Genomic DNA, 13098 nt, shown 5'->3' on the forward strand with positions numbered 1-13098 from the left:
ATGGGGGACGAGGTGCAGACCCTGGAGTACGGTTCGTGGCCCTCGCCGATCGACGCGGCGCTCGCGGCCCGGCACGACGGGCACGCCGAGTTCGCGGGCTTCGTCGGCGAGGAGGCGTGGTGGACCGAGCCGCGGCCCACCGAGGGCGGCCGGCGCGCCCTGGTCCGGCGCCGGACCGACGGCACGGAGGAGACGGTGCTGCCGGCCCCGTGGGACGTGCGCAGCCGGGTCGTCGAGTACGGCGGCCACCCGTGGACGGGCACCATGACGGCCGGCGGCCCGCTGGTGGTGTTCGTGAACTTCGCCGACCAGCGGCTCTACCGGTACGAGCCCGGCAGCGAGCCCCGGCCGCTCACCCCGGTGTCCCCGGTGGGCGGCGGACTGCGCTGGGTCGACGCGCGGCTGCGGCCCGGCCGGGACGAGGTGTGGTGCGTCCTGGAGGAGTTCACCGGGGACGGACCCACGGACGTGCGGCGCGTCCTCGCCGCCGTGCCGCTGGACGGGTCGGCGGCCGAGGACCGGGACGCCGTACGGGAGCTGACCGGCCCCCGCCACCGCTTCGTGACCGGGCCCCGGCTCTCGCCCGACGGCGCGCGGGTGGCCTGGCTGGCCTGGGACCATCCGCGGATGCCGTGGGACGGCACCGAACTGCTCGTCGCCGAGGTCACCGGGGACGGCACGTTCGGCGAGCCGCGCACCGTGGCCGGCGGCCCCGAGGAGTCCGTCGCCCAGGCCGACTGGGCCGCCGACGGGACGCTCCTGTACACCAGCGACCGCAGCGGCTGGTGGAACCTGTACGCACGTGACCCGGACGGCCGCGACAGGGCGCTGTGCCCGCGCGAGGAGGAGTTCGGCGGGCCGCTGTGGAAGATCGGATGGCGCTGGTTCGCGCCGCTGGACAACGGGCTCGTCGCCGTCGTGCACGGGCGCGGCACCACCTGCCTCGGCGTGCTCGACCCGGTGACCGGCGAGGTCGTCGACGCGGCCGGACCGTGGACCGAGTTCGCCCCGTCCCTCGCCGTGCACGGCACCCGCATCCTCGGTATCGGGGCGAGCCCCCGCAGCGCGTACGAGGTCGTCGAGCTGGACGCCCGCACCGGCCACGCGCGCGTGATCGGCGCCGCCCACGACGACCCGGTCGACCCCTCCTACTACCCCGAGCCGCAGATCCGCACCTTCGCCGGCCCCGACGGACGCGAGATCCACGCGCACGTCTATCCGCCGCACCACCCCGGCCACGTCGCACCGGACGACGAACTGCCGCCGTACGTCATCTGGGCGCACGGCGGCCCCACCAGCCGCGCACCGCTGGTCCTCGACCTGGCCATCGCCTACTTCACCTCCCGCGGCATCGGCGTCGCCGAGGTCAACTACGGCGGCTCCACCGGTCACGGGCGCGAGTACCGCAACCGGCTGCGCGAGCAGTGGGGCGTCGTGGACGTCGAGGACTGCGCGGCCGTCGCGCTCGCCCTCGCCGGGGAGGGCACCGCCGACCGGGGACGGCTCGCCATCCGGGGCGGCAGCGCCGGCGGCTGGACCGCCGCCGCGTCGCTGGCCGCGACCGACGTCTACGCGTGCGGCACGATCCTCTACCCGATCCTCGACCTCACGGGCTGGGGCTCGGGGGAGACCCACGACTTCGAGTCGCAGTACCTGGAGTCACTGGTCGGGCCGCTCGCCGAGGTGCCCGGCCGGTACGCGGAACGGTCGCCCGCCGGGCACGCCGACCGGATCACCGTCCCGTTCCTGCTGCTCCAGGGACTCGACGACGTCATCTGCCCGCCCGCGCAGTGCGAACGGTTCCTGGCCGAGATGGAGGGCAGGCGGGTTCCGCACGCCTACCTGACCTTCGCGGGCGAGGGGCACGGCTTCCGGCGGGCCGACACGATGGTGCGGGCACTGGAGTCCGAACTGTCCCTGTACGCGCTCGTCTTCGGCCTCAACCCGCCCGGCATCCCCACCCTGGAGCTCACCAAGTGACACAGTCCGTCCCGTCCGCCCCGCTCACCCGGCCCGCCCGTCTCGCCCCCGGCGCCCGCGTCGCCGTCGTCGCCCCCAGCGGACCGGTCCCCGAGGAGCGGCTGAGCGCCGGACTCGACCTCCTCCGCGGCTGGGACCTCGACCCCGTGGTGGCGCCCCATGTGCTGGACCGGCACCCCGACTTCGCCTACCTCGCGGGCACCGACGCCGACCGGGCCGCCGACCTCCAGGCCGCCTGGTGCGACCCGGACGTCGACGCGGTGCTGTGCGCCCGCGGCGGCTACGGGGCGCAGCGGATGGTGGACCTGCTCGACTGGGACGCGATACGGGCCGCGGGCCCCAAGGTGTTCGTCGGGTTCAGCGACATCACGGCGCTGCACGAGGCGTTCGCCGTCCGGGCCGGTTTCGTCACCCTGCACGGACCGATGACGGCGGGTGTCGACTTCCTCAAGAACGCGCGGGCCCAGGACCATCTGCGGGCCACTCTCCTCGCGCCGGAGACGGCCTTGACGATCACCGCCGGGCGGGCGGCGCCGCTGGTGCCCGGGCGGGCCCGGGGCGTCCTGCTCGGCGGCTGCCTCAGCCTCCTCGCGGCCGGACTGGGCGCCCCGCACGCCCGGCCCTCCGCGCGGGGCGGACTGCTCTGCCTGGAGGACGTCGGAGAGGAGACGTACCGCCTGGACCGCTACCTCACCCAGCTGCTGCGCGCGGGCTGGCTCGACGGTGTCAACGGCGTCGTCCTCGGCTCCTGGGCGGACTGCTCCCCGTACAGCGAGATACGCCCGATGCTCGCCGACCGGCTGGGCGGACTCGGCGTGCCGGTCGTCGAGGAGCTCGGCTTCGGGCACGGGGAGGGCGCGCCGACGATCCCGTTCGGGGTGACGGCGGAGCTGGACGCGGGGGAGGGGACGCTGACGCTGGACGAACCGGCGCTGCTCTGAGGCGGCGTACCGTGACGGGATGACCGCCTCCGCACCCGTCACCTCGCCGGAGGCCCCCGTGTCGGCATCCGGCACATCACCCCCGGCGACGGCGCCGAGTTCACCAGCGGGGGCGTCGCCGGGTCCGTCGACATCGACGGCATCGTCGAGGGTGCCTTCCTGAGCGGCGCCCTCGGGTACGGGCCTTCGCGCACGCCGCGGGGCGGGGACTGACGACCGAGGGGCTGCGCCTCGTCGTCGGCCACGCCTTCACGGTGCTCGGACTGCACCGGCTGGAGATCGACGTGCGGCCCCGGCCCCGCAACACCGCGTCCATCGCGCCGGCCCGGCGCTGTGGGACCCGGCTGGAGGGCTTCTCGCCCGAGTTCCTCCTCGTCGACGGTTCCCCCGAGCTCTCGGCTTCGCTCGAGCTCTCGGCCTCGCTCGAGCGGGGAGGTGCCCCCACGGCGGGACCACGAGCGGTGGGCGGTCACCGCGTGGGTGCCCCGGTGACCGTGCCACCCTCGTGGGCGTCCCCGCGGTGATCTTCTCCGGCCGGGCGGGACTTAAGCGGCCCGCGACGGGGAACCCGGCTGGTCGTAAGGCATGGCCGCACGTAGCGACGGAAGGAGGCGGACACCATGAGCCGCAGGCCGCACGATCCCGGGGCCGACCCCGAGGACGAGGGCATTCCGGACCTGCAGGACGGCACACCGGAGCAGCAGTGGTCCTCGGACCCGCAGCAGGAGTCCGTGCCCGGGGACGAGCCCACGGCAGCGATGGCACACGGCACCACCGCGAACGAGGCCCGGGAGGGCGAGTCGCTGGACGAACGGCTGGCGGAGGAGGAGCCCGAGCCCGACCCCACCGTTCCGCCGGGACCGCCCGACGAGGCGGCCGGGCTGCTGTACGACGAGCCGGACCCCGACCGGCCGCGGGAACAGGACGTCTACTCCCAGGAGGGGACGACGCACGGGTTGTCGGCGGAGGAGGACGCGGTGCGCATCCGCGACGAGAACGACTTCGCGGAGGACCAGCTCGCCTGGCGGGCGGACCGGCCCTGACGCCGACGGGCCGCCGACGGGCCGCCGAGGGGTCAGGCCCCCTCGGCGGCCCGTCGGTCCGCGTACTCGTACACCGTGCCGTCCGGGTGCAGCGCTATCAGGTTGCGGCCCGCGGGCGTCGCCACCGGGCCCGCGAGGACCTGGGCGCCGGAGGCGGTGAGCACCCGGTGGGCCTCCTCCACGTCACTGACGGCGATGGTCGCCGACACCTTGCGGAGCACTTCCAGTTCGGCCTCGGGACCGCTCATCAGGAGGAAGCAGCCGACGGCGGCCACCTGGACGCCGCCGCGTTCGAAACGCAGCGCGGGACTGCCGACGAGCCGTTCGTAGAAGGGGACCGTGGTCTCCAGGTCGTCGACGCAGATGCGCAGCGTGGCTCCCAGAATGTCCATGCGGCCGAGCCTAATCGGGGCCGGCCGGAGAAGTGATCGTTTCCACAGGATCTCCCCGCCGGCCGGCCCCTGTCGGACCGTGTCAGCCCATCGCCTTGCGGATCGCGTCACGCGTGCGGTCGATGACGGACGCGACCGGACCCACCGCCAGGTTCTTCACGGCGGTGTCGGTACCCGGGTGCGGGCGGGTCGGTGCGACGGTCTCGGCGGCCTTCACCGCGCGGGCCAGGTTCTCCAGCTTCCCGCGGTCGGTCACCTTCGCCAGCTGTGCGAACTCGTACTTCTCCTCCGCCTCCGCGTGCGCCAGCACGTCCTTCCGCAACTCCTTGAACTGGCTCAGGAACTGGGGCGATTCGGTGTCCATGTCGTCGAGGCGGGACAGCACCTCCTTGGCGCGCTCCTCCTCCTGGATGCGCTCCGCGACGATCTGTTCACCGTTGTCGATGTTCTTGCGGGCGAAGGGATGGACGACCTCTTCCTCGGCGGTCTCGTGCACCGCGAGGAGGCGGACGAGGTCGTGGAAGTGCTGCTTCCGCTCCTCGCCCTTGGTCGCCGCCACCTCGTCGAGCAGGTCCCGTATCCGCGTGTGCTGCGCCTTCAACAGCTCCACGACGTCGGTGCGTTCGGTCATCCTGGCTTCCTCTTCTCCGGCTCCGTCTGTGTGTTGGAGTCGTACGGCCGAGGCGGGTACCCGGGGCGGCCGGTGCTACGCCCGCCGTCGCGTCACGTGTCCTGTCGCGGGGGTACCCGGGCCGCATGAAGCGTCTGGATCACCTGGAACATCTGGACAGACAACTGGTCGACGAACTGGCGCAGGTGGCCCGCGAGACCGTGCGCGAGGAACTGCGCGAGCAGACCCGCAAGCAGCGCCGCACGGCCGCGCTCTACGCGGCGTCCGGGGCCGCGGCCCTCTACGCGGGCGCCGCGCTCGCCCTCGGTATCGGCCTGGTGCTCGCGCTGGGGCTGCCCGGCTGGGCCGCCGCGCTGATCATGGCGGCCGTGCTCGCCGCCGTCGCGTACGCGCTGCGCCGCGCGGCCCGGCCGTCCGCCTCCCGCCCCCCGGCCGTCGGCCGTGCCGCCGACGGTACGGACCGGGCGGCGCCCGGCGGTACGTCCGGCGGCGTGGTGCCCGGAGTGCCGACCGCGCGGCAGGGCGCCGCCGTTCCGCCGGTGCCGCCGGTCCGGCCCCGCGTACCCGGCACCGGCGACTCCGCCGACCCCGGCCGCAGGGCCGGAGCACCGGACGCGGCGGACGGCCGTCCGTTCGGCGCGCCCGGTACCGGCACGACGCCGCCGCCGGGACCTGCGGACCCCGAGGCACCCGGGCATCACCGGTCGTGAGCGCGGCGCGCGGCGTGACGTCTCACCGCGGCAGCTGCGGCAGCACCTTCGTCCGGTAGAAGTCGAAGAAGCCCCGCTGGCCGGGACCGATCTGGTTCACGTAGATCCGGTCGAAGCCCGCGTCCGCGAAGGCACCGAGCGCCGCGACGTGTTCGTCGGCGTCGTCGCCGCACACCATGTTCTCGCGCACCATGTCCTCCGTGACGAGCGCCTCCGCCTGCTCGAAGTGGCGGGGCGTGGGCAGGATCTGGCCCAGTTCGCCGGGGAGCAGGTCGCTGTACCAGAGCCGGCGCGCCGTGCGGACGGCCTCGTCGCGGTCCGGGCCGCAGCACACCTTCATCCCGCCGCTCACCAGCCCCGCGCCCCCGCCGCCCTTGCGGTACCGGGTCACCATCGCCTCGTCGGGCGTCATCGTGATGTAGCCGTCCCCGACGCGCGACGCGAGCGCGGTCGCCTTGGGTCCGAAGGCGGAGACGTCGATCGGTACGGGCTCGTCCGGGACTGTGTAGAGGCGGGCGTTCTCGACGGTGTAGTGGGTGCCGCGGTGGTTGACCGTCCTGCCGGTGAACAGGTGCCGCATGACCTGCACGGCCTCTTCCAGCATCTCCAGGCGGACGTGCGCCGGCGGCCAGTGGTCCCCGAGGATGTGCTCGTTCAGTGCCTCGCCCGAGCCCACGCCGAGCCGGAAGCGGCCCCCGGCCATCACCGAGGCCGTGGCCGCGGCCTGGGCCAGCACCGCCGGATGGATCCGCACGGTCGGGCAGGTCACCGCCGTCTGGACGGGCAGCGACACGGCCTCGGAGAGGGCCCCGATCACCGACCACACGAACGGGCTCTGGCCCTGTTCGCCGTTCCACGGATGGTAGTGGTCGGAGATCCACAGGCACTGGAAACCGGCCTGCTCGGCCATGCGCGCCTGCTCGACCAGATCGGCGGGGCCCCATTCCTCGGTCGACAGGAAGCAGCCGTACTCGGGCATGGAGGGCGCCTCCGTTTCGTTCGGGCTCACTCGGGTCAGTCGGTCGGCGGCCGGGTAACCCGGCCTCGCGCGCGCGAAACGCCGGGGAACCACGCGTTTGGCCGCCCTGACCAGGGGGACGCGGAAGACCCGTACGTACGTGAGCCGTACGCGGGACAGGAGTGCGTACGGCCGCTGACCGGCGCCCGTACGCGGGGACACGGAAAACCAGTCCCGGACGGACCGGGATCCCGTACGCGACCAGTGCCGGAGGACAACAGTGAGTCGACCCCGCATCGTGATCGTCGGCGGAGGATTCGCCGGCTACCGGACGGCCAGCACCCTCTCCCGGCTGAGCAAGGGCAAAGCCGACATCGTCCTGCTGAACCCGACCGACTACTTCCTCTACCTGCCGCTGCTGCCCCAGGTCGCCGCCGGCATCCTGGAGCCGCGCCGCGTCACCATCTCCCTCTCCGGGCTGCGCCACGTGCGCCTGGTGCTGGGGGAGGCCGACGGCATCGACCTCGAGGGCCGCACCGTCCGGTACACGGGCCCCGAGGGCGAGACCGGCTCGCTGCGCTACGACCGGCTGGTGCTCGCCGCGGGCAGCGTCAACAAGCTGCTGCCCATCCCGGGCGTCGCCGAGCACGCGCACGGCTTCCGCGGCCTGCCCGAGGCGCTGTACCTGCGCGACCACGTCACCCGGCAGGTGGAGCTCGCGGCCGCCTCCGACGACCCCGAGGCGTGCCGGGCGCGCTGCACCTTCGTGGTGGTGGGCGCCGGTTACACCGGTACCGAGGTGGCGGCCCAGGGAAAGATGTTCACCGACGAACTGGTGCGCCAGCACCCGCTGCGGGAGGGCCTCGAACCCCGTTGGCTGCTGCTCGACATCGCCGACCGGGTCCTGCCCGAACTGGACGAGAAGCTCTCCCGCACCGCGGACCGGGTGCTGCGCGAGCGGGGCGTCGAGGTGCGCATGGGCACCTCCGTGAAGGAGGCGACCCGCGAGGGAGTGCTGCTGACCGACGGCGAGTTCGTCGGGACGAACACCGTGGTGTGGTGCGTCGGCGTACGGCCCGACCCGCTCGCGGAGTCCCTCGGGCTGCCGATGGAGCGCGGCCGGCTGCTCGTCGAGCCCTCGCTCCAGGTCCCCGGCCACCCCGAGGTGTTCGCGGCCGGGGACGCGGCGGCCGTGCCCGACCTGGAGCACCCCGGCAAGTACCACCCGATGACGGCGCAGCACGCCTGGCGGCAGGGCAAGGTGGCCGCGCACAACGTGGCCGCCTCGCTCGGGGGCGGCACCCGTCGCCCCTACCGCCACAAGGACATGGGCTTCGTCGTCGACCTGGGCGGGGTGAAGGCCGCCGCCAACCCGCTCGGCGTGCACCTGTCGGGCCTGGCGGCCGGCGCGGTCACCCGCGGGTACCACCTCGCCGCGATGCCCGGCAACCGCGTCCGGGTGGCCGCCGACTGGCTGCTGGACGCCGTACTGCCGCGCCAGGGCGTGCAGCTGGGGCTCGTACGGTCCGGTTCGGTGCCGCTGGACACCGCCTCGCCCGAGGTGGCGCGGGTGGTGGGCGGCCCGGAGAAGCCCCGGCCGGAGGACGGGACGCGGGACCGGCGGGAACCCGCCGGGGCACCCGCCAAGCCGGGACCCGCGGCGATCCCCGGGGACACGACGCCCGCCGGTGCGGGACCGGGCGCCCCCGGCGCCGGCGACAAGCCGGGCCCGGTGAAGGTCACGGACCCCGCACCGGACCCGTCCCGGCAGCCGGACACCGGGAAGGACGCATGACCGAACGAGAGAAAGGACCACACGAGCGTGAGTGACCATCAACTGTCCGAACTGGCCCAGCAGCTGCGCGTGGACAGCGTCCGTGCCGCCGCCGCGGCGGGCTCCGGACACCCCACTTCCTCCATGTCGGCCGCCGAGCTGGCGGCCGTCCTGTTCGCCCGGCACTTCCGCTACGACTTCGAGCGCCCCGACCACCCCGGCAACGACCGCTTCGTGCTGTCCAAGGGGCACGCCTCACCGCTGATGTACTCCGTGTACAAGGCGGCCGGCGCGATCACCGACGAGGAGCTGCTGACCTTCCGCGAGCTCGGCAGCCGGCTCGAGGGGCACCCCACCCCCCAGCGGCTGCCGTGGGTGGAGACCGCCACCGGCTCGCTCGGCCAGGGCCTCCCCGTCGGCGTCGGCATAGCGCTGTCCGGCAAGCGCCTCGACCGCACCGGATACCGGGTGTGGGTGCTGTGCGGCGACAGCGAGCTCGCGGAGGGCTCGATCTGGGAGGCGGCGGAGCAGGCGGGCTTCGAGGACCTGGACAACCTCACCGCGATCGTCGACGTCAACCGGCTCGGCCAGCGCGGCGAGACCCGGCACGGGCACGACCTGGACGCGTACGCCCGCCGCTTCCGGGCCTTCGGCTGGCACGTCGTGGAGGTCGGCGACGGCCACGACGTGGACGCCGTGGACCGCGCCTACGGCGAGGCCCTCTCCACCGCCGGCCAGCCCACCGTGATCCTCGCCCGCACCCTCAAGGGCAAGGGCGTCGCGGCCACGGAGGACAAGGAGGGCCTGCACGGCAAGCCGCTGAAGGACGCGGACGAGGCGATCGAGGAGCTCGGCGGCATCCGCGACCTGCGCATCGAGGTGCACCGGCCGGACGAGGCGCAGGAGCCGCGCCCCGCCTCCGCGGGCCACCTGCAGCTCCCGCGCTTCGAGCTCGGCGAGGAGGCCGCCACCCGCGACGCCTTCGGCCAGGCCCTCGCGGCGCTCGGCTCCGCGCGCGGCGACGTCGTCGCCCTGGACGGCGAGGTCGGCGACTCCACGCGCGCCGAGTACTTCGCCAAGGAGCACCCGGAGCGCTTCTTCGAGGCCTACATCGCGGAGCAGCAGATGGTCGCGAACGCGGTCGGGCTCGCCTCGCGCGGCTGGGTGCCGTACGCGTCCACGTTCGCCGCGTTCCTCACCCGGGCCCACGACTTCGTGCGCATGGCCGCGGTCAGCGGGGCCGGGCTCAACCTCGTCGGCTCGCACGCGGGCGTCGCCATCGGCCAGGACGGGCCCTCGCAGATGGGCCTGGAGGACCTGGCGATGCTCCGCTCGGTGCACGGCTCCACCGTGCTGTACCCGTGCGACGCCAACCAGACGGCGAAGCTGGTCGCCACGATGGCGGACCTCGACGGCATCCGCTACCTGCGCACCTCGCGCGGCAAGAACAAGGTGATCTACGGCCCGGACGAGGAGTTCCCGGTCGGCGGAGCCAAGGTGCTGCGGTCCTCCGACAGCGACCGGATCACGCTGGTCGCGGCCGGGGTCACCCTCCACGAGGCCCTCGCCGCCGCCGACGCGCTCGAGGGCGAGGGCATCCGCGCCCGGGTGATCGACCTGTACTCGGTCAAGCCCGTCGACCGTGACACCCTGCGCGAGGCCGCCGAGCAGACCGGCTGCCTGCTCACGGTGGAGGACCACCACGAGGAGGGCGGCCTCGGCGACGCGGTGCTCGACGCCTTCACCGACGGGCGCCCCGTACCCCGTCTGGTGCGCCTGGCCGTCCGTACGATGCCGGGTTCGGCGAGCCCCGAGGAGCAGCTGCACGCGGCGGGCATCGACGCCGGGTCGATCGCGGCGGCGGCCCGGCTGCTGGTGGAGCACGCGGTGGCACCGTGACCGCGGGCACCGGCGACCGGCCCGTACCGGAAGGGAGTTGAGACGATGACCGGCACCCGTACGGTACGGGCCGGCCGCCGCACCGTGGAGATCCACCGGCCGGACAAGGTGCTCTTCCCGGGCGGTGCGCACGGCACGGAGATCACCAAGGCCGACCTGGTGGCCTACCACCGTGCCGTCGCCCCGTACCTCCTGCCGCAGCTGCGCGGCCGGCCCCTGATGCTGGAACGGCACCCGGACGGGATCGACGGGCCCCGGTTCATGCAGAAGAACGCCTCCGAGCACTACCCGGACTGGATCCGGCGCGTGGAGGTGACCAAGGAGGGCGGCACCGTCCACCACGTCGTGTGCGACGACACCGCCACCCTCCTCTACCTCGTCGACCAGGCGTGCCTGACCCTGCACCGCTGGCTCTCCCGGGCCGCTTCGGTCGACCGGCCCGACCGGCTGGTCTTCGACCTCGACCCGGCGGGGGAGGGCGACTTCGAGGAGGTCCGCCGGGCCGCGCACGACCTGGGTGAGCTCCTCGACGAACTGCGGCTGCCGTTCGGCCTGATGACCACCGGCTCGCGCGGGGTGCACGTCGTGGTCCCGCTGAGAGGTGACGACGACTTCGACGGTGTGCGCGCATTCGCCCACGACGTCGCCGAGTGGCTCGCCGGGCGGCACCCGGACCGGCTCACCACCGCCGCCCGCAAGAAGGACCGCGGCGACCGGCTGTACCTGGACGTGCAGCGCAACGCCTACGCCCAGACCGCCGTCGCGCCCTTCACGGTGCGCGCCATGCCGGGCGCCCCCGTCGCGACCCCGTTCACCCGGGAGCAGTTGGACGACCCCGCGCTGCACGCCCGGCGCTGGACCGTCGCCGACGCCGTCGAGCAGGCCCGCACCAAGCCCTGGGCGGGGCTGCCGGACCGGGCCCGCGCGCTCGGCCCCGCGCGGCGGCGTCTGGAGGCGCTGCGCGGCTGAGGCGACGGGGCGCGCACGGAACCGGCCACGCGGTGCGCGACACGCTGCGTGGCCGGTACACGCATGTCTGGTGGTTTCGTCAACGCGACTGTGAGCACCCGGTGTTCGAGGTGGCCATGACGAACACATCACAGTCATCGAAGCCGCGGAAGTCCCACACATCCTCTGCGGACGACGAAGAGCAGCAAGAGATCCAAGAGAACCCGGACAACACAGAGAACCCAGACAGCACAGAGAGCGAAGAGAGGGCGGCGAAGCCCCGGCGGCCCCGTCCCATGGAGGTGCTGCGCAACGCGCGCACGCAGCTCGCCGAGCTCACCGGCCTGGTGCCGGAGTCCGTGTCGACCTTCGAACAGAGCGAGGACGGCTGGACGTTGGAGGTCGAGGTCCTGGAACTGGAACGGGTCCCGGACACGATGAGCCTCATGGCGAGCTACCTGGTCGAACTCGACCAGGACGGCGAGCTCACCGGCTACCGGCGCGTCCGCCGTTACGAACGCGGGAGGGCGGACCCGCGCCGCTCCGGCGGCCAGTAGGCCGCCGTCCCGCACATCCCTACCACACAGGCAAGGAGGAACGGCAGGCATGACGGTAGTCCCTGCACAGCAGACCGGCGGAGGAGGCGGCAGCAGCGGCCTGTACGACGTCCTGGAGCTCGTCCTCGACCGAGGGCTCGTGATCGACGCCTTCGTGCGGGTCTCCCTCGTCGGCATTGAGATTTTGAAGATCGACGTACGTGTCGTCGTCGCCAGCGTCGACACCTACCTGCGCTTCGCCGAGGCGTGCAACCGCCTCGACCTGGAGTCGGGGCCGCGCAAGAGCCCCGGCCTGCCCGACCTGGTCGGTGAGATCACCGAGTCCGGTGCCCGCGGCAAGTCCAAGGGTGCCCTGTCCGGGGCGGCGCAGACGATCTCGGACGCCTTCTCGCAGGCACGTGAGGAGAGCCAGTCGGAGTCGAGGCCGCGGGCCCGCAAGACCGCCGCGCGCAAGAGGGGGGACGACGAGTGAGCACGTACGTCTACGGCATCGCGGCCCGCTCGCACCCCTCGCTCCCCCGGGACATGGAGGGGGTCGGCACCCCGGCCCTCAAGGTGCGCGTCCTGGAGGAGGGCGAGCTGGCGGCCATCGTCAGCGACGCCCCCGAGGACCTGCGCCCCAAGCGCAAGGACCTGCTCGCCCACCAGAACGTGCTGAACGAGGCGGGCGCCGGCGGCGCCGTGCTGCCCATGCGGTTCGGCAGCGTGGCCCCGGACGACGCGTCCGTCACCGGGGTGCTCGCCGAGCGCGCAGAGCACTACCTGGAGCGGCTGAAGGCCCTGGACGGCAAGGTCGAGTACAACGTCAAGGCCAGCCACGACCAGGAGGCCGTGCTGCACCGCGTGATGTCCGACAACCCGGAGCTGCGCGCCCTCGCGCAGTCCAACCGGCAGTCGGGCGGCGGGAGTTACGAGGACAAGCTGCGGCTCGGCGAGATGGTGGCGGCCGCGGTGCAGAACCGGGAGGCCGAGGACGCGGCGCTGCTGCGGCAGGCGCTGGAGAACACCGCCGCGGCCGAGAGCGTCGGCCCGGACTCGACCGGCTGGCTCGCCAACGTGTCGTTCCTGGTGGAACGGGCGAAGGCGGAGGAGTTCCTGGCCGGCGTGGAGCGGGTGCGCCAGGAGTACCCGCACCTGGAGGTGCGGGTGAACGGGCCGCTGCCGCCGTACAGCTTCGTGGAGCCGGCGCCGTCCGAGCCCGCGGAGGCGAGGGTGTGACCGGCCGCGCCGACATGAGCGACGGCGGGAACGTGTGAGGAACGACG

At 73.7% G+C, this 13098-nt stretch carries 13 protein-coding genes and 1 pseudogene; 11 read left to right on the plus strand and 3 right to left on the minus strand.

The window, feature by feature from the left end:
• The 4 genes and pseudogenes from IEZ04_RS07695 to IEZ04_RS07710 all read left to right on the plus strand — a co-directional run bounded on the left by IEZ04_RS07695 (position 1) and on the right by IEZ04_RS07710 (position 3964).
• Positions 1-1980, plus strand: coding sequence for a S9 family peptidase (locus tag IEZ04_RS07695; protein ID WP_189215923.1), 1980 nt, complete (start codon positions 1-3; stop codon positions 1978-1980).
• The gene (locus IEZ04_RS07700; RefSeq protein ID WP_189215924.1) at positions 1977-2921 is read left to right on the plus strand and encodes a S66 peptidase family protein; all 945 of its coding nucleotides are present in this window, start codon (positions 1977-1979) and stop codon (positions 2919-2921) included. The genes IEZ04_RS07695 and IEZ04_RS07700 overlap by 4 nt, the downstream gene beginning before the upstream one ends.
• A 75-nt stretch (positions 2922-2996) precedes the next feature.
• Positions 2997-3445, plus strand: a pseudogene (locus IEZ04_RS07705) (GNAT family N-acetyltransferase).
• A 96-nt stretch (positions 3446-3541) separates the two neighbouring features.
• Positions 3542-3964, plus strand: coding sequence for a DUF5709 domain-containing protein (locus IEZ04_RS07710; RefSeq protein WP_189215925.1), 423 nt, complete (start codon positions 3542-3544; stop codon positions 3962-3964).
• A 32-nt stretch (positions 3965-3996) separates the two neighbouring features.
• On the opposite strand, the gene IEZ04_RS07715 is transcribed toward IEZ04_RS07710, so the two are convergent.
• Together IEZ04_RS07715 and IEZ04_RS07720 are read right to left on the minus strand one after the other, a co-directional pair.
• The gene (locus tag IEZ04_RS07715; protein WP_189215926.1) at positions 3997-4356 is read right to left on the minus strand and encodes a VOC family protein; all 360 of its coding nucleotides are present in this window, start codon (positions 4354-4356) and stop codon (positions 3997-3999) included.
• A gap of 82 nt (positions 4357-4438) precedes the next feature.
• On the minus strand, positions 4439-4987 hold the full coding sequence (locus tag IEZ04_RS07720) for a hemerythrin domain-containing protein (protein ID WP_189215927.1): 549 nt from the start codon (positions 4985-4987) through the stop codon (positions 4439-4441).
• 125 nt (positions 4988-5112) lie between these two features.
• Between IEZ04_RS07720 and IEZ04_RS07725 the strand changes: the two genes are divergently transcribed.
• Entirely contained in the window at positions 5113-5697 is a 585-nt protein-coding gene (locus IEZ04_RS07725) for a phage holin family protein (protein WP_189215928.1), read from the plus strand.
• Between the two features lie 22 nt (positions 5698-5719).
• Here IEZ04_RS07725 and IEZ04_RS07730 read toward each other — a convergent pair whose 3' ends face one another.
• The gene (locus IEZ04_RS07730; RefSeq protein ID WP_189216052.1) at positions 5720-6676 is read right to left on the minus strand and encodes a TIGR03557 family F420-dependent LLM class oxidoreductase; all 957 of its coding nucleotides are present in this window, start codon (positions 6674-6676) and stop codon (positions 5720-5722) included.
• 259 nt (positions 6677-6935) lie between these two features.
• Between IEZ04_RS07730 and IEZ04_RS07735 the strand changes: the two genes are divergently transcribed.
• The 6 genes from IEZ04_RS07735 (at position 6936) to IEZ04_RS07760 (ending at position 13051) form a co-directional block, all read left to right on the plus strand.
• Positions 6936-8450, plus strand: coding sequence for an NAD(P)/FAD-dependent oxidoreductase (locus tag IEZ04_RS07735; RefSeq protein ID WP_189215929.1), 1515 nt, complete (start codon positions 6936-6938; stop codon positions 8448-8450).
• Positions 8451-8477: 27 nt separating this feature from the next.
• Positions 8478-10328: a transketolase gene (locus IEZ04_RS07740; protein WP_189215930.1), complete on the plus strand. Its 1851-nt coding sequence runs from the start codon at positions 8478-8480 to the stop codon at positions 10326-10328.
• 45 nt (positions 10329-10373) lie between these two features.
• Positions 10374-11297, plus strand: coding sequence for a non-homologous end-joining DNA ligase (ligD, locus tag IEZ04_RS07745; RefSeq protein ID WP_189215931.1), 924 nt, complete (start codon positions 10374-10376; stop codon positions 11295-11297).
• 116 nt (positions 11298-11413) lie between these two features.
• The gene (locus IEZ04_RS07750) at positions 11414-11833 is read left to right on the plus strand and encodes a gas vesicle protein GvpO (RefSeq protein WP_189216053.1); all 420 of its coding nucleotides are present in this window, start codon (positions 11414-11416) and stop codon (positions 11831-11833) included.
• A gap of 49 nt (positions 11834-11882) precedes the next feature.
• The gene (locus IEZ04_RS07755; RefSeq protein WP_189215932.1) at positions 11883-12305 is read left to right on the plus strand and encodes a gas vesicle structural protein GvpA; all 423 of its coding nucleotides are present in this window, start codon (positions 11883-11885) and stop codon (positions 12303-12305) included.
• Complete coding sequence (locus tag IEZ04_RS07760) at positions 12302-13051, plus strand: GvpL/GvpF family gas vesicle protein (RefSeq protein WP_189215933.1); 750 nt, start codon at positions 12302-12304, stop codon at positions 13049-13051. Before IEZ04_RS07755 ends, IEZ04_RS07760 begins: the two co-directional genes overlap by 4 nt.
• Positions 13052-13098 lie beyond the last annotated feature (47 nt).

It is taken from the genome of Streptomyces ruber, from assembly GCF_014648075.1.
Lineage (GTDB): Bacteria > Actinomycetota > Actinomycetes > Streptomycetales > Streptomycetaceae > Streptomyces > Streptomyces ruber.